Source organism: Segatella maculosa OT 289 (genome assembly GCF_000243015.1).
In the GTDB taxonomy this organism is placed as follows: Bacteria; Bacteroidota; Bacteroidia; order Bacteroidales; family Bacteroidaceae; genus Prevotella; species Prevotella maculosa.
Map to the genome: position 1 here is coordinate 310,936 of NZ_JH594500.1, position 20,891 is coordinate 331,826.

Below are 20,891 nucleotides of genomic sequence, written 5' to 3' on the forward strand. Positions count from 1 at the left end.
CTTCGTTTAGAAGTTTTTGGTTATTATTATTGTAAAGGGCACATTGATTTTTCGGTGTGCCTTTTTGCATGTCTTCTTCAAACAAAAAACATATCGGGAGGACGTCACAAAGATGTCCTCCCGATAAGTTTGTTCTTAAGCGACGTTTTCTACTTGGTTTCTATTTCTTCTTTCATATCGATGAACTCTCCCTTCATGTCGTAAAACTCGTATTGCAGGAATGCAAGTTTCTGCGAAGGAATGATATGTACGCCGAAGCCGTATTTCAGCTGCCATTTGCGTCGAAGGGAGATAAAGCCCTTGTTGATGTAGGCCGCTACATACGGGTGGATATGCAAATAGAATTTCGTGATGCCTATCTTGTTGACAAGGCTGTCAATCTTTCTTTCCAATTGGTCGGTGAAGAGAATGCTCGACCTGATCTTTCCCGTTCCATTGCAAGTGGGGCAGGTCTCTTCGACATTGACGTCCATGGCTGGGCGCACGCGCTGGCGCGTGATTTGCATGAGCCCGAACTTGCTCAAAGGAAGGATATTGTGTCTGGCTCTGTCCTTCTGCATGTTCTTGCACATGCGCTCATAAAGCATCTGTCGGTCTTCTGCAAGGTTCATGTCGATGAAGTCGACCACGATGATGCCTCCCATGTCGCGGAGTCGCAGTTGGCGTGCCAACTCGTCGGCCGCACCCAGATTGACGTCCAAGGCGTTAGCTTCTTGTCCGTTTTCCGACCTTGTGCGGTTACCGCTATTCACGTCGACAACATGTAAGGCCTCGGTGTGCTCTATGATCAAGTAAGCACCATGCTTATAATTAATGGTCTTACCGAAGCTTGATTTGATTTGTTTCGTAACGTTGAAGTTGTCGAAGATAGGCACTTTTCCTGTGTAATGTTTGACGATGCCTGCCTTTTCGGGGGCAATGAGTGTCAGGTAGTGTTTAACTTCGTTATAGGCTTCTTCGTTGTTCACGTAGATGTTTTCGAAACTCGGATTGAACAGGTCTCGCAGCATGGCGATGGCCCTTCCTGTTTCTTCGAATACCAACTGTGGCCTTTTCTGTTGTTTCTGCGTTTTGAGGATAGCATCTTCCCATCGCTTGGTCAAGACATTCATCTCGGTGTCAAGCTCTGCCACCCGCTTTCCTTCGGCAACCGTTCTGACAATGACACCGCAGTTCTTCGGCTTGATGCTATAGATGAGCTGCTTGAGCCTTGCACGTTCTTCTCCGCTTTTGATTTTTGAGGAGACCGAGACTTTATCTCCGAACGGTATCAAGACGATGAAGCGTCCTGCGAAGGACAATTCGCCCGTCAGACGAGGTCCTTTTGTAGAGATTGGTTCTTTGATGATTTGCACCAAGACCTCTTGGCCCACGGTAAGCACTTGCTGTACGCTGCCATCTTTTTTCAGGTCGGGAAGTTTCTGCGCCTTGCTGAAAGGATAGAGTCTCTTCCTGTCACTGCTTACCTGTTTCAGGTATTTCGTGTAAGAATTGAATTGACTGCCTAAGTCAAGATAGTGGAGAAAAGCGTCGCGTTCATAACCAACATCTACGAAGCAGGCATTAAGTCCCGGCATGAGTTTCTTAACTTTTGCTGCATAGATGTTGCCAACAGAGAAAGAGGCCTGTCGCGGCTCATTCTGATACTCTACGAGTTTTTTGTCTTCCAATAGGGCAATCGAAATCTCTTTGTCTCTTACGTCGATTACAACTTCGCTGGTCATTTTGAAAATCTTTACTTAGTTCTGACTGTTACTACAAAGGGGCATGTCACGCCTCCTTGTGGATTAGTTGACATGCCCCAGAGTCCTTAATAGGCTATCGAGCGATTACTTGCTCTTATGTCTATTCTTGCGCAATCTCTTTTTGCGCTTGTGAGTGGCCATCTTGTGGCCCTTCTTCTTCTTTCCGTTTGGCATGATTTTGAAATTTTATATAATGTTTTGATAGTTATTCGCCTTTCATCTGCTCAACGAATGCTTTTGACGGTTTAAAACTTGGCAAGTCGTGAGCCTCGACCATTATTGTCGTGTTCTTGAGAATATTACGTGCGGTCTTGGCAGCCCGGTGTTTGATGATAAAACTGCCGAAGCCACGGAGGTATACGTTCTCTCTCTCTTCAAGCAGGCTCTTTTTGATGGTTTCCATAAAACTCTCGACAACGACGCCCACGTCTTTCTTGGGAATTCCGGTCGTTGATGCAATCTCATTAATGATGTCTGCCTTTGTCATGTCTGTAAATATAAAATTGAATTCTGATTACTTTAATTTATGTCACCCACTCTTTCGGGTCTGCAAATATACGATTTTTTTAGATGATATGAAAATTTATTGCTGTTTTTTCAATAATACTGTGCAAAAAAATGCCCGAAGCAGTTCATTTTCAGTATTCATCATACTGGGAGAGGAGGCGCAACTTCTCCGCTAATGAGCAGCTCACGGTGAATTGTCGGAACACTTCCGCTCGCTGCTTCTTGCCTTCATTCTCATCTCCATCTTTTGTTGCTTCTCCTTGATATATTATGCTATGCGAACCCGAGATAATGATAGTCTGACTGCAAGTCCAAGAAGTACGACTACCCATAGGCAGGCGATAAAACCTGCAGGGCACACCCCGTGCCTGTAGTCGTCCAATCCAAACAAAGTCCTGAAAAGGTGACGGAAGACAGGCAAACGAGAAGTACAGAATTGGAAGGAAAAAGGTGAAGCATTCTCTTTTTCCGTATTTTCCTACGCTCTTTATATTCATTTGCTACGATGTCAGTCGAAATTTAATTCGTATGAAAATAATTTACAGTTATAAATCTTTTCAAACTTACTGCGCACACTTTTGAGATTTACTACGCATTTTTTTGAAATTGTCTTATAAGAGAATTTAAATTGTCTTATAAGCGAATTTGAATTCTCTTATAAGGGAATTTTGACGCTCATAGCACACTGAATATCAATAAGTTATAAAGGCGGTTTTTTCGATTCTTTTCCGGTTCTCACGGGAATAATAAGATTTGAAAATAGTTTACAAAAACTACATCTGACACTACCTTGCAAGGAGATGTCGGACGCTTGGAATTGTAATCTCAGAAATATGTAAATGCCTTATTGATGCATGTATATGCGGCTTTCTTATGTCAGAGTTTGGCGGTAAAAGTGAAACAGTTTGCAAATGCAGTGTTAAGATGGCATGGTTCTTCCTTGAAGAGGCCGAAAAGGCTGCTGCCGCTTCCACTCATGGCAGCATAGACGGCACCAAGTTGGTAAAGTTGCTTTTTGATGGCTGCCAAATCTGGATGACGGTTGAATATAGGCTCTTCAAAGTCGTTGATGAGTTCATCTTTCCACGTTTCGATGGGCTGCCTTACGATGTCTCTGCAGCATTTTTCCGGCTTATGGGGCGAGATGTTGGCATAGGCCTCTTTGGTCGAGACGGCTATGTTTGGTTTTACAATCGCAAGATGATAGCCGTCCAGATTGCCTTTTGGCCCGTCTGCAGGCATGAGTTCATCGCCTATGCCCGTGGCAAACGAAGGTTCGCTACTGATGAAGAACGCGCAATCGGCTCCTAATCTTGCAGCATAGCGTTCCATTTCGGCCTTGCCGATGTTCAGTCTGAAGCGTTCGTCAAGTAGTCTAATCATGTATGCCGCATCGCTGGAGCCACCACCCAAACCGGCCTCTGACGGAATCTGTTTGTAAAGATGGGCGTGGACGCGTGGCAGTTTGTAGTCTTTCGCCAAGAGATTATAGGCTTTGATGACGAGGTTGTCGGCTTCGTTGCAGTTTACGACATTCCCTGTCACCTTCAAGTCGCAATTCACTTCCGAAGGGAATTCTTCTCCCATGTATTTGATTTCGAGCGCATCGCAAAGCGGAACAGGGTAGAAAACCGTCTCAAGGTCATGGTAACCGTTTGGTCGTTGCCCAACGATATTCAGTCCGAGGTTAATCTTGGCGCAAGGAAAAGTAATCATAGTCTGTGTATTGATTTATGTATTGCAAAAATACAAAAAATCCGTTTACCGAGAACTCATATAGACAAAAAATGACTACCTTTGCCGAAAATCTTTTTTTCATGGCAGAGAACAACAGCAATACCCCGCGACATCGCAAGCCGTCGGCCGGCATAGACACCACTTACAGTCACTTGCAACCACAGGCCACCGACATAGAACGTGCCGTGATCGGTGCATTGATGATAGATAAGGACGCTTTCTCGCTGATATCAGAGTTCGTTCGTCCCGAGACGTTTTATGAGCCTCGCAACCAGAAAATCTATCAGGCCATTCAGAACCTCAATATGAGCGAGCGTCCGGTTGATATCATGACCGTGACGGAGCAACTGAAAGCGGAAGGCACCATTGATGATGTCGGTGGACCAAGCTATTTGCTTGAAATCAGCGACCGTGTAGCTTCGTCTGCCAATGTAGAATATCATGCTCACATTCTTGCCCAAAAGCACCTTGCCCGACAACTGATACAGTTTGCCAGCAGAGTTGAGGAAAAGGCCTTCGATGATACGGTTGACGTCGATTTGTTGATGCAGGAAGCCGAAGGTAGTCTTTTTGAAATCTCTCAAAAGAACATGAAGCAGGATTACACGCAGATTGATCCTATCATTCAGCAGGCAATAGATATTCTGCAGAAAGCATCTGCCGACCCAAGCGGCCTGACGGGTATTCCGACGGGATATACGAAGCTTGACGAGATGACGAGCGGCTGGCAGAAGAGCGATTTGGTGATTATTGCCGGTCGACCTGCCATGGGTAAGACCTCTTTTGCATTGAGTTTGGCCAAGAATATTGCCGTAGATGAGCATGTTCCTATTGCGTTCTTCTCTCTCGAAATGAATAATGTTCAGCTCGTGAATCGCCTTATCTCAAACACTTGTGAGATAGCAGGTGGCAAGATGCTCAACGGTCAGTTGTCGCCAGATGAATGGGATCGGCTCGACAAACATCTGCCTAAATTGACCGGCTCGCCTGTTTATATCGACGATACCCCTGGACTTTCCGTATTCGAACTCCGCACGAAAGCCCGCCGATTGGTGCGCGAAAAAGGAGTAAAAATCATCATGATCGACTATCTTCAGCTGATGAATGCCAACGGAATGAAGTTCGGTAGTCGGCAGGAAGAGGTGTCTACCATCTCACGTTCGTTGAAAGGGCTCGCTAAAGAGCTTGATATTCCTATCCTCGCCTTGTCGCAGTTGAACCGAACGGTAGAGAACCGTGAGGGCCTTGAGGGCAAGCGTCCGCAGCTGAGTGACCTGCGTGAGTCGGGAGCCATAGAGCAAGATGCCGACATGGTACTGTTTGTTCATCGTCCGGAATACTATCATATCTATCAAGATGAGAAAGGCAACGACCTTCATGGCATGGCGCAGGTCATCATTGCCAAGCATCGTAAGGGCGCAACCGGCGACGTTCTCCTCACATTCAAGGGCGAATTCACCAGCTTCCGTAACCCCGAAGAGTCTTATAACACGGCTTCTGGCGGTGGAGAAATCATCGGTTCGAAAATGAACGGGGGCGATATGCCGCCTATTGATAATCCTTTCGGTCCGCCACCAAGGGACGATAACGGTCCGATGCCTTTTTAAGTCAGTGAAGCTATGCCTCGAATACAAAGCTTCCACGTTTAATTTATTTTAAGGAAAAACTCAAAATAGCGGACAAAAACAGCCGTACGGTCTTTCAGTCTGTTAGCCTTTACCTTTCAATTCTCTTCGTTTTAGCGATTGAAATAAACCATATTGCGTGGTAATATGTATCACTTTGCCGCACAATATGGCTGATATTGAAAGCCGAAATCATTCATTCTGCAATCCATTCCTGCATATATTACGCGCCATTTCTCCGTTTTATACGAAAAAAGGGAAAGCATATCCCTGCTTTCCCCAACCCAAAGATAATATATTTTGCAGGCGAATGCAAATCGAAAATGAATTAGATTGACAAAAAGGAAGGCTGCCATATAATATTAAAGGTAACGGGCTTTGATGCCTGAAACAAAGAAGGCGCATTTTATAATCAATTGAAAGAAATTCAAATAAAAAACTTTTAGTTTCTTTGTTTATCTGAAAAATATCACTATCTTTGCAACCGTAAAGTTAAAAATAATTGGAAAATGAAAGCTATATCTTTGGCTACGCTATGCATCATTATTCGAATTCGACTTCAAAATGAAAGTGGAAGTGATAAGGTGTGTGGCTGATTGAGCCATGGAAAAGTCAGAGGCCTTTCTCACTTCCTTGTAAGTGTGGAAGGCTTTTTTGTTCATTTGCGTTGTAATATAAAACGGATGAGATATGAGTGACAGATTATTTATTTTTGATACCACCCTTCGTGACGGGGAACAAGTGCCCGGTTGCCAGCTGAATACAGTGGAAAAGATTCAAGTGGCCAAGGCTTTGGAGCAGTTGGGAGTCGACGTTATCGAGGCGGGGTTCCCCATTTCGTCTCCCGGCGACTTTCATTCGGTTGTGGAAATATCGAAGGCTGTGACGTGGCCTACCATATGTGCGCTGACACGTGCAGTCGAAAAGGATATCGATTGTGCTGCAGAAGCGTTGCAATATGCCAAGCACAAGCGCATTCATACGGGCATCGGAACCAGCGATTCACATATTAAATATAAGTTTGACTCCACGCGTGAGGAAATCATTGAGCGTGCCGTTGCAGCAGTAAAGTATGCAAAGAAGTTTGTCGAAGACGTGGAGTTCTATGCCGAAGACGCCGGCCGAACGGACAATGAATATCTGGCACGCGTCGTTGAAGCGGTCATCAAGGCCGGTGCAACGGTGGTGAATATCCCTGACACGACAGGTTATTGCCTGCCTGATGAATATGGAAATAAGATAAAGTACCTGATGGAGCATGTCGATGGCATTCATAAAGCGGTGCTTTCCACGCATTGTCACAACGATTTAGGCATGGCGACGGCCAACACCTTGCAGGGCGTCCTGAATGGGGCACGCCAAGTTGAAGTGACGGTCAACGGCATTGGGGAGCGAGCAGGCAACACTTCATTGGAAGAGATAGCCATGATATTGAAATGCCATAAGGGACTTGATATCGATACGCACATCAATACCACGAAAATCGTGCCGATATCGCGTTTGGTTTCCAGTCTGATGAACATGCCGGTGCAGCCGAATAAGGCCATTGTAGGGCGCAATGCCTTCGCCCATTCGAGCGGTATTCATCAAGATGGTGTGTTGAAGCATGTACAAACTTATGAAATCATCAATCCGAAAGATGTTGGTGTAGACGACAATGCAATCGTGCTGACCGCACGTTCGGGTCGTGCTGCACTGAAATATCGGTTGCATGTCAACGGAGTTGAAATAGAAGACGAAGGCAAATTAGATAAAATCTACAAGAAGTTTCTTATCTTAGCCGATAAGAAAAAGGAGGTTACAGATGACGATGTGCTAATGTTGGCGGGGGCTGACATGTCAGAATCCCATAGTGTTAGGCTTGATTATCTGCAAGTAACCACGGGAAAAGGCGTGAAGAGCGTAGCAAGTATAGGCTTGGATATTGCGGGGCAGAAGTTTGAAGAGGCTTCTTCGGGCAATGGTCCTGTAGATGCAGCCATTCGCGCCTTGAAGAAAATCATTCATAAGCAGATGTCATTGAAAGAATTTACCATTCAAGCAATAGACAAAGGCTCTGACGACGTGGGCAAAGTGCACATGCAGGTAGAGTACGATGGCCATGTTTACTATGGTTTCGGTGCAGATACCGACATTGTTACGGCCAGTGTGGAGGCCTATATAGACTGTATCAACAAATTTAGAAACTAAGATATGAATACGTTGTTCGACAAAATTTGGGACAAGCATGTTGTTCAGGTCGTTGAAGACGGGCCTACGCAGCTGTATATCGACCGCTTGTATTGTCATGAAGTGACTTCTCCACAGGCTTTTGCCGGCATGAGAGCACGCGGATTGAAGTGTTTCCGCCCCCAACAGATATTCTGTATGCCCGATCATAATACCCCGACCCATGATCAGGATAAGCCCGTTGATGACCCCGTCTCAAGGAAACAGCTTGACACCTTGGACAAGAATTGTGAGGAATTCGGCCTGACCGAGTTCAAGATGAACTCAAAAGACAATGGCATCATCCATGTGGTCGGACCGGAGAAAGGCCTGTCCTTGCCGGGAATGACAATCGTCTGCGGAGACTCTCACACCTCTACACATGGTGCAATGGGGGCGGTATCCTTTGGTATAGGAACGTCTGAGGTTGAGATGGTGATGGCTTCCCAGTGCATACTTCAACAGAAACCGAAAAGCATGCGCATCAATATCAATGGCAAGTTGCAGCCGGGTGTGGTTGCAAAAGACGTAGCCTTGTATTTGATGAGTAGGCTTACGACAAGCGGTGCAACGGGATATTTCGTGGAATATAGCGGCGATGTGGTTCGCAATATGAGCATGGAAGGTCGACTGACGCTTTGCAATCTGTCTATCGAAATGGGTGCCCGTGGAGGTTTTATTGCCCCCGACGAGACTACATTTGCATACATCAAGGGGCGGGAATATGCTCCGAAAGGCAAAGAATGGGACAGGGCGGTTGCCTATTGGAGGACATTGAGAAGCGGAGACGATGCCGTGTTTGATAAAGAACTCTGTTTTGATGCTGCCGATATAGCCCCGCGTATCACCTATGGAACTAATCCGGGCATGGGGATTGCCATAGATGAGTGCATACCGTCATTGGATATGATTGATGAACGTGAGCAGGCTTCTTTCAAGAAGAGCTTGGCTTACATGGGATTTCAACCCGGAGAGAAGTTGCTCGGTCGTGCAGTTGATTACGTTTTCTTGGGTGCGTGTACCAACGGACGCATAGAAGACTTTCGAGCTTTTGCAAGTATCGTCAAGGGAAAGCGTAAAGCTGATGGCATTACGGCATGGTTGGTTCCCGGTTCTTGGCTTGTAGACCGGCAGATACGCGAAGAAGGTATTGATAAGGTTGTCGAGGCGGCTGGCTTTGTCATTCGGCAGCCCGGCTGTTCGGCCTGTCTGGCAATGAACGATGACAAGATTCCTGCAGGAAAGTATGCCGTGTCAACCAGTAACCGCAACTTCGAGGGGCGGCAAGGCCCCGGCTCACGTACGATACTTGCATCGCCGCTTGTTGCTGCTGCTGCCGCTATCACGGGCAAGATAACCGATCCGCGTACCCTTTGCATGTAGTCCTACTTTACATCACATGTAGTCCTACTTTACATTGCGTGTAGTCCTACTTTACATTGCGTGTAGTCCTACTTTACATCGCATGTAATCCTACTTTACACTAATTGATTTGTTATGAAACAGAAATTCGACGTTATTACCTCAACATGCATTCCTTTGCCATTGGAGAATGTGGACACTGACCAGATTATACCGGCCCGTTTCTTAAAGGCAACAGACAAGGAAGGCTTTGGAGAGAACCTTTTTAGGGATTGGAGATATAATAAAGATGGTTCCGTGAAGAAGGATTTCGTACTCAATGATCCGTCTTATAGCGGTGTTATCCTTGTTGCTGGAAAGAACTTCGGCTCGGGTTCTTCACGTGAACACGCCGCTTGGGCCATTGCAGGCTACGGCTTCCGAGTCGTCATTAGCTCTTTCTTTGCTGATATTCATAAGAACAACGAGTTGAACAACTTTGTGCTTCCGGTCGTTGTTTCTGAAGGCTTCCTGCAAGAACTGTTCGAAAGCATAGCCGATAACCATGGAACAGAGGTCAAGGTTGACCTCCCCAATCAAACGGTAACCAACCTTGCAACAGGCAAGAGCGAGCATTTTGAAATCAACGGTTACAAGAAGCATTGCCTGATGAACGGGCTTGACGATGTTGATTTTCTTGTGCAGAATCGGAATAAAGTAGAAGCATGGGAGCAGGCAAACAGATAGAAATCATGGATTGCACGTTGCGCGATGGCGAACAGACCAACGGCGTGTCTTTCCTTCCCCACGAAAAGTTGGTCATTGCCCGTGCCTTGCTGTCTGACGTCAAAGTGGACAGGGTAGAGGTTGCCTCAGCCCGTGTGTCCGAGGGGGAGAAGGAGGCGGTAAAAATGATTTGCCGTTTTGCCAAGGCCAACCGGTTGCTTCATAAGATAGAGGTGCTCGGCTTCGTCGATGGCAAGCAATCCGTGGATTGGATTAGCGCATGTGGCTGTCAGGTTATCAATCTGCTGGCCAAAGGCAGTCTGAAACATTGCGCTTTGCAGCTGAAGAAGACCCCTCAAGAACATATTGCCGACATATTAAACGTGCTGTCGTATGCCGAAGCGCAGGGAGTCAAGGTCAATCTTTACTTAGAAGACTGGTCTTCGGGCATGAAGGATTCCCCGGACTACGTGTTTCAGCTGATGGATGCCCTGCATGACAAGCCCGTCTTGCGCTTTATGCTGCCCGACACCTTGGGCATTCTCACGCCTCACCAGACAGAAACGTATATGGGAATGATGACCCGGCGATATCCCGACTGCCATTTCGACTTCCATGCACACAACGATTACGACCTTGCCGTGGCCAATTCCCTTGCTGCCGTCAAGGCCGGGGCCCGCGGGTTGCACGTGACGGTCAACGGATTAGGCGAGCGTTGCGGTAATGCTCCGCTGTCTTCCGTTCATGTGGTATTGAAAGATATGTGCCACATGACCACGCCTATCGACGAAAGTTCCTTGGTAGACGTCACGCATCTGGTGGAGGGCTACAGCGGCATAGCCGTTTCTCCGAACACACCGGTCGTGGGCGACAATGTCTTCACGCAGGTGGCCGGCGTACATGCCGACGGCGACAACAAAGACAAGCTCTACTGCAATGAACTTGCCCCCGAACGCTTCGGGCGCCATCGCGAGTATGCCTTGGGAAAGAACTCGGGCAAGGCCAATATCATTCAGAACCTAAACGAGCTGGGCTTGGAACTTACACCCGAACAGACCAAGGCCGTGACGAAACGCATCACGCAGCTGGGCGACAGAAAAGAACTCGTCACGCAGGACGACCTGCCCTACATTGTTTCCGACGTGCTGAAGCACAACACGCCCAACGAAGTCGTCAAGCTTTTGAGCTACATGGTTTCCACGTCCTATGGTCTCAGGCCTATCGCGAGCCTCAAAATCTCTGTTCACGGAACGGTTTATGAGGAAGATGCTTCGGGCGACGGACAGTATGATGCCTTCGTAAAGGCTTTGCGAAAGATATACAAGCACAGGCTGAACCGCGTGTTCCCACTCTTGGAGAACTATCAGGTGAGCATTCCGCCGGGGGGAAGGACCGATGCTTTGGTGCAGACCATCATCACATGGAGGCGGGAAGACGGACGGATATTCCGCACCCGCGGCCTTGATGCCGACCAAACCGAGGCTGCCATCAAGGCAACCATCAAGATGTTGAACATCATCGAGGCACCGGAACAAGAGAATTGAGTTCTTAACAAATAACAATAGAAATACGATGAAATTAAAAATTGCAGTACTGGCCGGTGACGGTATCGGGCCGGAGATTATGAAGCAAGGCGTGGCCGCATTGGATGCTGTCGCCAAGAGGTTCGGCCATCAATTCATTTATCAGGAGGCCGTTTGCGGCGCTCATGCCATCGACGAAGTGGGCGACCCTTTCCCCGAAGAGACGTTCAAGGTCTGCATGGCTGCCGACGCCATTCTGTTTGCCGCTGTGGGCGACCCGCGCTTCGACAACAACCCAACGGCCAAGGTGCGCCCCGAGCAAGGCCTGCTGGCCATGCGCAAGAAGCTCGGCCTGTTTGCCAACGTGCGCCCCGTTGCCACGTTCGATTGCCTGCTCCACAAGAGCCCGCTCAAAGAAGAACTGCTGAAGGGTGCCGACTTCGTCGTCATTCGTGAACTCACGGGCGGCATGTATTTCGGCGAGAAATATCAGGACAACGACAAGGCCTACGACACCGACATCTATACCCGTCCCGAGATAGAACGCATCTTAAAAGTTGCCTTCGACACGGCCATGAAGCGGCGCAAGCATCTGACGGTGGTAGACAAGGCCAACGTGCTGGCATCGAGTCGACTGTGGCGGCAGATTGCCAAAGAGATGGAACCGCAATACCCCGCGGTGACGACCGATTACATGTTCATCGACAATGCCGCGATGCGCGTGCTGACGGAGCCGACGTTCTTCGATGTCATTGTGACGGAGAACACGTTCGGCGATATTCTCACCGACGAGACGAGTTGCATCACCGGCTCCATGGGGCTGCAGCCATCGGCAAGCCTTGGCGAGCACACGCCGCTCTTCGAACCGGTGCATGGCAGTTGGCCACAGGCGGCCGGCAAGAACCTTGCCAACCCCGTGGCACAGATACTCTCGGCCGCCATGCTGTTGGAACATTTCGGGCTGAACGATGAGGGCGCATGCGTACGCCGGGCGGTCGATGCCTCGTTGGAGGCGAACGTGCGCACGCCTGAAATACAAGTAGCCGGTGGGCCGGACTACGGTACGGTGGAAGTGGGTCGCTGGATAGCCGATTACATCACGAGGGCCGAATCTTGACAAGTATAGGACTTGTGCCCCACAAGTATAGGACTTGTAGTCGACAAGTATAGGACTTGTCATTGACGGAAGTATAAGTCGTGCCCCACGGAAGTATAAGTCGTACTCAACGGAAGTATAAGCCGTAGTTGACAAAAGTATATATTGTACTTGACAAAAGTATATATTGTAGTTGACAAAAGTATATATTGTAGTTGACGAAAGTATATATTGTACTCGACAAAAGTATATATTGTACTCGACGAAAGTACATATTGTCATAAGGCACTCCTATCGGGCGGAGTGCCTTCATTGATGGAAAAGGGTCGGTGGAAATGATCAGAATGCCTCTTGAAACAAGACTTTCTTGGGTGTTTTATCCGAATGAACAACATATTTGAAATGGATGCCCGCCTCGCGATAGGTCTTGATGCCCGTGTCGTTGAGCAAGCCTTCGCGGAGTCCGTCGGCAATCTTTTGCTTGTTGGCATCGACAATCTTGGCATCATCCATTTTATCGGTGAACGAACAATAGTAAATCAGCGTGTTCGTGGCCTTGTCGAACACAAGACTGTCCGTGCGCGTGAAGTTGACAACCGGGGTGGGGCACACCTTCTGCGTGTATTCTTGGGCTTCGCGCTCGGCCCGCTCCTCAATCGTTTCGTGATGGCATGCCGAGAGTGACAGCAGGGCAAGTACGGAAAATAATATCTTTTTCATCGTGACAAAATGCTTTTATTTTGTGCAAAGATACTAAATAATCAGAGAAAAAACACTATCTTTGCATCTCAAAAATGGATAATCATCAAATGGACACGATAAGCAACATTCGGAATTTTTGTATCATCGCCCACATCGACCATGGAAAGTCTACGCTGGCCGACCGCTTGCTGGAAAAGACGCAGACCATTCAAATCACCGAGGGGCAGATGCTCGACAATATGGATTTGGAGCGTGAGCGCGGCATCACCATCAAGAGCCATGCCATTCAGATGAACTACAAGTCTGCCGACGGAAAAGACTACATACTCAACTTGATAGACACTCCGGGGCACGTGGACTTCTCTTACGAGGTGTCGCGCTCGATTGCCGCCTGCGAAGGTGCATTGCTTGTCGTAGACGCTACGCAGGGTGTTCAGGCACAAACCATCTCTAATCTCTACATGGCCATTGACCACGACTTGGAGATTATCCCCATTATCAACAAGATTGACATGCCGAATGCCATGCCCGATGAGGTGGAGGATGAGATTGTCGAGCTAATCGGCTGCGAACGTAAAGACATCATACGTGCCTCAGGAAAAACGGGGCAAGGCGTGGAAAGTATTCTCGAAGCAGTCGTCGAAAGGATTCCCGCTCCCGTGGGCGATAGGAAAGCGCCTGCGCAGGCACTGATTTTTGACTCGATATTCAATAGCTTCCGCGGTGTCATCGTGCTTTGCAAAGTGTTGAACGGGAGCATCAGGAAGGGCGAGAAAGTGAAGTTTTTCAACACCGACATGGAATATAATGCCGATGAAGTGGGCGTGCTGAAGATGGACATGATGCCGAAGCCGGAGCTTACCACGGGCGAGGTCGGTTATATCATCAGCGGTATCAAGACGGCCACCGAGGTAAAGGTGGGCGACACGGTTACTTCTGTGGCTAATCCTTGCAGGCAGGCCATTGAAGGTTTTCAGGAAGTGAAGCCGATGGTATTTGCCGGCGTCTATCCGATAGACCCCAACGACTATGAAAGTCTGCGTGCTTCATTGGAAAAGCTCCAACTGAACGATGCCTCGCTGACGTTCACGCCGGAGAGTTCCATCGCTTTGGGCTTTGGTTTCCGATGCGGCTTCCTCGGACTGCTCCACATGGAAATCATTCAGGAGCGGCTCGACCGCGAATTCAACATGGACGTGATAACCACGGTGCCCAACGTTTCCTATAACGTGTATGACAAGCAGGGGAACATGAAGGAGGTGCATAATCCCTCGGGGTTGCCCGAGCAGACGCTCATCGACCATATCGAAGAGCCTTATATCCATGCAACCATCATCACAGCTGCCGACTATATCGGCCCGATCATGACGCTATGCCTCGACAAGCGGGGCGAGCTGATCAAACAGGAGTATGTGACCGGCAACCGTGTGGAGTTGCACTTTATGATTCCGCTTGGTGAAATCGTAATCGATTTCTACGACAAACTGAAAAGTATCTCGAAGGGCTATGCCTCGTTCGATTATCATATAGACTCTTTCCGTCCTTCCAAATTGGCAAAGCTGGACATCCTGCTCAACGGCGAGCCGGTAGACGCCCTATCGACACTGACACACGAAAGCAATGCCGTGGTCTTCGGCCGGCGAATGTGCGAAAAGCTCAAGGAACTCATACCCCGACAGCAGTTCGACATCGCTATTCAAGCGGCCATCGGTGCAAAGATCATCGCCCGCGAAACCGTGAAGCAGGTACGCAAGGACGTCACGGCGAAGTGCTACGGAGGCGATGTGAGCCGCAAACGTAAGCTACTCGAGAAACAGAAGCAAGGCAAAAAACGTATGAAACAGGTGGGCAATGTGCAGGTGCCGCAAAAAGCCTTCCTTGCCGTGCTGAAACTGGATTAGCAAGAGAATAGGATCATAAAACAATAAACATTTAAGGAAACCGAATATGAAAGAACCGATAAACACACCACGTGATATAGCCCGCGAGCTTGCACGCAAATACAGTACGATGACGCATGACGAACTGGACGTTTTGGAGAGCGTCCTCGTGCCCATGAAGTTTGCCAAAGGAAAAATGATACTCGAAGAGGGAGAGGTATGCGAGAATATCTATTATTTGGACAAAGGACTCATTCGCCAGTTCTATTTCAAGAACGGCAAAGAGGTAACCGAGCATCTCGGCTCTGACCGTTCGATTTTCATGTGCATCGAGAGCCTTTTCCGCGAAATACCTTCCTTTCTTCAAGTGGAAGCCATCGAGTCCTGCCAGATTTACGCGTTGCCAAAGCACCGATTGGAGCAGGTCGCTCTTCACAATGTGAACATTCAGATACTTTATCGCAAGATTCTGGAAGAAAGCCTTATTCTTTCTCAGGTGCATGCCGATTTGGTGCGTTTCGAGACCGCCGGAGACCGATATAAGAAGATGTGTAAGCTCATGCCTCAGGTTGTTCTCCGGGCACCCTTGGTTTATATTGCCAGTTATCTGCAGATGACGCCCGAGACATTGAGTCGCGTCAGGGCTACGACATTGCTCGAATGACTAAAATGCCTAACTCTTGATTGGCAAGAAGTTGGACGTGTGGTATTATGGTTTTGCGGACAATAATATTACGGAAGCGGTCTTTTTAGCTTTCTTTACTATCTTACTATCTGACTATGGTTGTCTCGTCGGTTTCTTCCCTACTCTGACGATGCGGATGCCCGTCTGCATGGGATGCTTTGCCATGTAGGTGCGTAGGAGCATCGGTTCTTCCACGACCCGGCGGCGCACTTGGCTGGCATTGAGTAGGTGTAGACCGTCTTTATGCCACACGGCGATGCCAATATGGCTCGTGTCGAGTCCTTTTTTGGCGGTGATGATGGCGATGATGTCGCCGTCTTTGATGGTGTTACGACAGAGGCTACTGTTGGTAATCTGTACTTTGGGAATGTAGCGGAATTGCTTGCCGGTCAGCTTCCGTTCGCTTTCGGCAATGACCTTCAAGCGTTCGGGATGAGCTTTCAGCATGGGGTAGTCGGCGGCATGGCGGGTCATATAACCCACGCGTACCGTCTGCACCTGCGTGAATGGCGCACCGTTCCGTTGGATTTCGTACACAAAGCCAAGCCTTGTGTTGTCGGCAATCCAGTCTGTGAAATAGTGCAGGCGTGATGTGTAGTCGATTTTTCCACCTTCGTAACGGATAAGCCGTAGATAGTTACAGAAGTCGGCGAATGTCGTTTTCCTATTTTGCGTACAAAGTGTGAGTGCTAAGACATTCTCCACATAGGTCGTGCAGTCCAGTTGGCGCAGATTGATGACAAGTCGTTCCCAGCTGTTTACTTCGAGCGTCTGAGCTATGTAGGGTATACCCACCAGCCTTCGGGCATAAAACAAGATAAAGTTGGCATTCCGGGGCTGTCTCTGCCCTTCTTCCAACAGTCGCATTACCTTGACGCTGTCTTCGCGGGTATAGTCGGCAGTTGCATTCGCATGAACGGCCAAGAGCAGCAGTAATGTCGTAAGGATTTTCCTCATGGTTTTCATATTCTGATGATTTGCTTGACGCCCTTCACTGTGCGCAGCTTCTTGATGAGCGCGTCGAGTTTGCTGTTGTCATCGATCATCAAGACAACGTTCCCGCTGAAGAGTCCGTCATGGGAGTCAATATTGATGGAGCGCATCGTAAGCTTGTCTTCTTTCGAGATGATATTGCTGATATTGCTGACTATGCCAATGTCATCGTTGCCGATGATGCGCAACGTGATGGCGTATTGACTACTTCCCTTACCATCCCATTTTGCTTTCACGATGCGGTAGCCAAAACGTTTGCGCAACTCGGGTGCATTGGGGCAGTTCCGACGATGGATGGTGATGCCACCGCTGACCGTCACGAAGCCGAAAACATCATCGCCATAGATGGGGTGGCAGCATTGTGCGAGCTTATAGTCGATACCTTTTAGATTACGGTCAATGACGAGCACGTCATCATTCTTGCGGGTGAACTGCTCGTTCGGACTTTCATATTCGAAGTTCTCTGCGCTCTCGGCCTGTCGGACCCCGCTATCATGGTCGCGTAGCTCCACGTAGCGTTCAATGACCGTGTTAGTATCCAAGCGTTCTTCGGCGATGTCTTTATAGAAATCCGAGGTTTCCTTGTAGCCCAGCTTCTTGATGACGTGCGACATCAGACTCTCTTCAATCTCGATTTTCTTGTTCTTGAAGCGTCTTTCGAGTAGTTCCTTTGCATATAGTCCGTCCTTGGCCCGTGTTTCTTTCAAGGCAAGCCTTATCTTTGCCTTCGCTTTCGAACTTTTCACGATATTGAGCCAATCCTGCTTGGGCTTCTGGTTGCTCTGGGTCAGTATCTCTACGGTGTCGCCCGAGTGCAGTTGCTCCCGTAGGCTGACCGCTTTCCCGTTGATTTTGCCGCCGACACACGTATTGCCGATGTTGGAATGAATGTGATAGGCAAAGTCCAAGATGGTGGCTCCCTTGGGAAACTTCAGCAGATCACCTTTCGGCGTGAAGACATAGACCTCATCTTCGTAGAGGTCCATCTTGAATTGGTCCATTAGTTGCAGGTCATCATTGTTCTCCAAGGCCGAACGGATATTGGCCAGCCATTCGTCAATGCCACCTTCGCTCTTAATGCCTTTGTAGCGCCAGTGGGCAGCAAGGCCGTGCTCGGCGATTTCGTCCATACGATTGGTGCGTATCTGCACTTCGACCCATTTATTCTCAGGGCCAAGGACTGTGATGTGTAGACTCTCGTAGCCGTTACTTTTGGGCACACTGAGCCAGTCGCGCAGCCGCTTGGGATTGGGTTGATACATGTCCGTGACGATGGAATAGGCCTGCCAGCACTGCATTTTTTCTTTTTCGACAGGAGCATCTAAGATGATGCGAATAGCAAACAGGTCGTAGATGCCTTCGAAATTGCATTTCTGCTTCTTCATTTTCTGCCAGATAGAGTGAATGCTCTTCGTACGTCCTTTCATGTGGAACTTCAGCCCGGCCGCAGTCAGATGTTCTTCAATCGGCCCAATAAAGCTTTTAATATAGGCATCGCGTGAAGTCTTTGTCGCATTCAGCGCATCCTTTATCATATAGTAGGCATCATGCTCAAGGTATTTCAGGCTTAGGTCCTCGAGTTCGCTTTTCAACTGATACAATCCGAGCTTGTGAGCGAGTGGGGCATAGAGATAGCTTGCCTCTTCGCTCACTTCCTTCTTGGCTTCCGTTGCTTCCGTATCACGGATTTGCCGCATAAGATTCACCCTGTCGGCAATCATGATTAAAATGACGCGCATGTCCTCGGAGAATGAAATCAGCAGGTTCCTGAAGTTTTCACTCTCTATAATTGGGTTCTTCTCGTATAAGTTATGGATTTTGACCAGTCCTTGAATGATATGGGCGACACTTGTTCCGAACTTGTTCTCGATGTCATCTACAGTCTGATGCCCGTTAATGACGAGGGGAAAGAGCAAAGTGGCAAGCACACCGTCGCGTTTCAGTCCAATTTCGTCTACCGCAATTTGTGCCGTGCGCAGGGCCTGAAGTACAGGGTTCAGTCCAAAGACATCGCGCTGTATGTGGCCTTCTTCGATGGCTTTCATCAGCTGTTCGCGCAGTCGGAGCTCATCATCGGGCTTCAGCGTGTCGTTGATGGTGTCGCGGAGGTGATTGAGAATGCCCTCCGTTTCTTCAAGTTCGGGTTTTGTGAATTCAAATTTCTCCATGCTTATTGATGCTGCTCCCTCAAGAGGTCGTTCACGGTCTTTACGGGATTGAACGTTTTAAGCGGCACTTCCACGAATATTGTGTTCCAATCGCTCATCGCGCCATTCCAAAGTCCCGGCAACTCCAGTGCCTTCAGTTCGCGGCCGTTCTTGCTTTTGCTGCTGATGAAGCCTGTCGTCCGGTCTACATAGTCGGGAAGATGGAAGGCTTTTCCTTTATAATCTTTGATGGCGCAGACCAAGTCGACCGGATTGAAGTGTGTGCCGTTCTTAAACATCTCCACGTATTCGTCTTTACTCGTGTCAATCTGGCTACTCTCCAATATCTGTGGACTGACGGTTCCGTCTTGATTATAGGTAAGGAACGGACCTCCGCCCGGTTCGCCTACGTTCTTTACGACGCCGCACGCACGGATAGGGCGATTCAGTTTCCGCCTGAGATAAATCACGAGGTCGGCATCTTCCAACTCTTTGATGTCCGACTTCCTGCAACATAATGTCTGTTGCACGAAGCGAATGATTTCCTCCAGCGTCTCATGATTGTACTTCCCGGTGTCGAGCAGCTCCAGATAACCGAAAATCCGTTGCTGAACATCAACGAGCATACCGGCTAGAAGCTGCTTATAAGTGATTGTTATGGGCTTCAGCCTATCAGGAACCACGTTATCGATGTTCTTGATGAATACGATATCGGCATCGATTTCGTTCAAATTCTCTATCAGTGCACCGTGTCCGCCGGGACGGAAGAGCAGACTCCCATCTGTATTGCGGAACGGCGTGTTATCAGGATTGGCGGCAATCGTATCTGTGTTCAGCTTCTGCTCTGAGAAGCTGATGTGATAATTCACGCCGAATTTCTTTGTAAAATAGGCAACTTTCTCGTCCACCTTAGCCTTGAACAACGTCCGATGTTCGTGGCTCACCGTGAAATGCACGCTGGCTTCTCCGCCGCAGCAGGCATAAAGCGCAGCCTCTGCCAGATGCTCTTCCATGGGCGTGCGTGCCCCGTCTTCATAACGATGGAAGAGGAGTAGACCTTTGGGCAGACTTCCATAGTTTAGCCCCGAGGTCTGCAGCAGATGCGCAACGACCTCTTTGTAGCGCCCTTCCGAAATCAACGCCTCGACGTCTTTGCCCGTATCGGTCTCACATGCCTTGTCCAGTGCTTTTTTGAATGCGAAACGGCCGATATTTCCGAAGAATTCCCGCTCGAAGGCTGTCGTCGGAACATCATAAGAGGCCTCCAAAAACGCGAAAAGGTCTTTGAACATACGGCTGGCAGCCCCACTGGCCGGTACGAACTTCACGACCTTGTGCTTCTCACTTTTATACGTTTCCCACCGACGAACGTACGTTTCGCGCGCTTCTTCCGATGGCGCGACGATTCCCCTGCCCACGCTTGCCGCACGCTCGAGCTGCAAAAAGGGGAAGCCCCGTGCAATCTGTTCCAACTGTTTCTCTACCTGCGCCTCACGGATACCGTGTGCGTCCAACTGTCTGCGGTCTTGTTCTGAAAGTGTCATATTCCTGTCAATTAGATTTGTGATTTCTGTTCAATACTTGGAAAGTTCATTTTAAATGCCCCAGCCGACCTGTGCCAAGTGGCTCCCCAAGTTACTGCCTTCCGGATAGGTTGAAATGTCCGTCATTCTTGCTTTCAGCCTTTCTATTTTCCTATGCCATTGTCAGTAGTTGTTCATTGCAAATATAAACATTATTTCTTATCCGACAAGTTTTTTAATTCTTTTTTATAATCATGCAAGTCTCTTTTGATGTCAAAAAGTAGCGGTTGTTAAATAGTTTAAACCTATCACTGGTAAAAGACTATATTCCAGCGGGTTAGATGGAGTCGATGTCCGATAATGATAAGTCGGGCGAACATGCAAAATGTCCGATATTGATAAGTTTTTGTCCGATGGTGATAGGTGGTTTTGCTCATTTCGTGTGTAATTTTG

15 protein-coding genes are annotated in these 20,891 nt (G+C 48.4%); 8 read left to right on the forward strand and 7 right to left on the reverse strand.

Features of this window, described 5'->3' with window-relative positions; translation table 11 throughout:
• Positions 1-149: 149 nt before the first annotated feature.
• The 3 genes from HMPREF9944_RS01140 to ispE form a co-directional block, all read right to left on the reverse strand.
• The gene (locus tag HMPREF9944_RS01140) at positions 150-1,724 is read right to left on the reverse strand and encodes an Rne/Rng family ribonuclease (RefSeq protein WP_008563862.1); all 1,575 of its coding nucleotides are present in this window, start codon (positions 1,722-1,724) and stop codon (positions 150-152) included.
• 226 nt (positions 1,725-1,950) lie between these two features.
• Positions 1,951-2,232 (reverse strand): HU family DNA-binding protein, encoded by a 282-nt coding sequence (locus tag HMPREF9944_RS01145; RefSeq protein WP_008563871.1) that lies wholly within the window; start codon positions 2,230-2,232, stop codon positions 1,951-1,953.
• 896 nt (positions 2,233-3,128) lie between these two features.
• Complete coding sequence (gene ispE / locus HMPREF9944_RS01155) at positions 3,129-3,968, reverse strand: 4-(cytidine 5'-diphospho)-2-C-methyl-D-erythritol kinase (RefSeq protein WP_008563872.1); 840 nt, start codon at positions 3,966-3,968, stop codon at positions 3,129-3,131.
• A gap of 101 nt (positions 3,969-4,069) precedes the next feature.
• Here ispE and dnaB point away from each other — a divergent pair, with 101 nt between their 5' ends.
• The 6 genes from dnaB (at position 4,070) to leuB (ending at position 12,529) form a co-directional block, all read left to right on the forward strand.
• Positions 4,070-5,596, forward strand: coding sequence for a replicative DNA helicase (gene dnaB, locus HMPREF9944_RS01160; protein WP_044113218.1), 1,527 nt, complete (start codon positions 4,070-4,072; stop codon positions 5,594-5,596).
• 708 nt (positions 5,597-6,304) lie between these two features.
• Complete coding sequence (locus HMPREF9944_RS01170; RefSeq protein ID WP_008563874.1) at positions 6,305-7,804, forward strand: 2-isopropylmalate synthase; 1,500 nt, start codon at positions 6,305-6,307, stop codon at positions 7,802-7,804.
• Between the two features lie 3 nt (positions 7,805-7,807).
• Entirely contained in the window at positions 7,808-9,205 is a 1,398-nt protein-coding gene (gene leuC / locus HMPREF9944_RS01175; RefSeq protein ID WP_008563876.1) for a 3-isopropylmalate dehydratase large subunit, read from the forward strand.
• Between the two features lie 114 nt (positions 9,206-9,319).
• A complete protein-coding gene (leuD, locus tag HMPREF9944_RS01180; RefSeq protein ID WP_008563878.1) occupies positions 9,320-9,910 on the forward strand; it encodes a 3-isopropylmalate dehydratase small subunit in 591 nt (196 codons plus the stop codon).
• Positions 9,889-11,433, forward strand: a complete 1,545-nt coding sequence (locus HMPREF9944_RS01185) for an alpha-isopropylmalate synthase regulatory domain-containing protein (protein WP_008563879.1) — start codon at positions 9,889-9,891, stop codon at positions 11,431-11,433. The genes leuD and HMPREF9944_RS01185 overlap by 22 nt, the downstream gene beginning before the upstream one ends.
• Positions 11,434-11,461: 28 nt before the next feature.
• A complete protein-coding gene (gene leuB / locus HMPREF9944_RS01190; RefSeq protein ID WP_008563880.1) occupies positions 11,462-12,529 on the forward strand; it encodes a 3-isopropylmalate dehydrogenase in 1,068 nt (355 codons plus the stop codon).
• A 318-nt stretch (positions 12,530-12,847) separates the two neighbouring features.
• Here leuB and HMPREF9944_RS01195 read toward each other — a convergent pair whose 3' ends face one another.
• A complete protein-coding gene (locus HMPREF9944_RS01195; RefSeq protein ID WP_008563881.1) occupies positions 12,848-13,228 on the reverse strand; it encodes a hypothetical protein in 381 nt (126 codons plus the stop codon).
• Between the two features lie 89 nt (positions 13,229-13,317).
• Here HMPREF9944_RS01195 and lepA point away from each other — a divergent pair, with 89 nt between their 5' ends.
• Both lepA and HMPREF9944_RS01205 read left to right on the forward strand, forming a co-directional pair.
• Positions 13,318-15,111 carry a translation elongation factor 4 gene (gene lepA / locus HMPREF9944_RS01200; RefSeq protein WP_008563882.1) on the forward strand — a complete coding sequence of 598 codons (1,794 nt, stop codon included), beginning with the start codon at positions 13,318-13,320 and terminating at the stop codon, positions 15,109-15,111.
• Between the two features lie 46 nt (positions 15,112-15,157).
• Positions 15,158-15,754 (forward strand): Crp/Fnr family transcriptional regulator, encoded by a 597-nt coding sequence (locus HMPREF9944_RS01205; RefSeq protein ID WP_008563883.1) that lies wholly within the window; start codon positions 15,158-15,160, stop codon positions 15,752-15,754.
• A gap of 114 nt (positions 15,755-15,868) precedes the next feature.
• Here HMPREF9944_RS01205 and HMPREF9944_RS01210 read toward each other — a convergent pair whose 3' ends face one another.
• The 3 genes from HMPREF9944_RS01210 to HMPREF9944_RS01220 are packed head-to-tail and all read right to left on the reverse strand — an operon-like array spanning position 15,869 to position 20,459.
• On the reverse strand, positions 15,869-16,741 hold the full coding sequence (locus HMPREF9944_RS01210; protein ID WP_008563884.1) for an N-acetylmuramoyl-L-alanine amidase-like domain-containing protein: 873 nt from the start codon (positions 16,739-16,741) through the stop codon (positions 15,869-15,871).
• Positions 16,738-18,936: a RelA/SpoT family protein gene (locus tag HMPREF9944_RS01215; protein WP_008563885.1), complete on the reverse strand. Its 2,199-nt coding sequence runs from the start codon at positions 18,934-18,936 to the stop codon at positions 16,738-16,740. Before HMPREF9944_RS01215 ends, HMPREF9944_RS01210 begins: the two co-directional genes overlap by 4 nt.
• Before the next feature lie 2 nt (positions 18,937-18,938).
• The gene (locus tag HMPREF9944_RS01220; protein ID WP_008563886.1) at positions 18,939-20,459 is read right to left on the reverse strand and encodes a DUF4301 family protein; all 1,521 of its coding nucleotides are present in this window, start codon (positions 20,457-20,459) and stop codon (positions 18,939-18,941) included.
• Positions 20,460-20,891 lie beyond the last annotated feature (432 nt).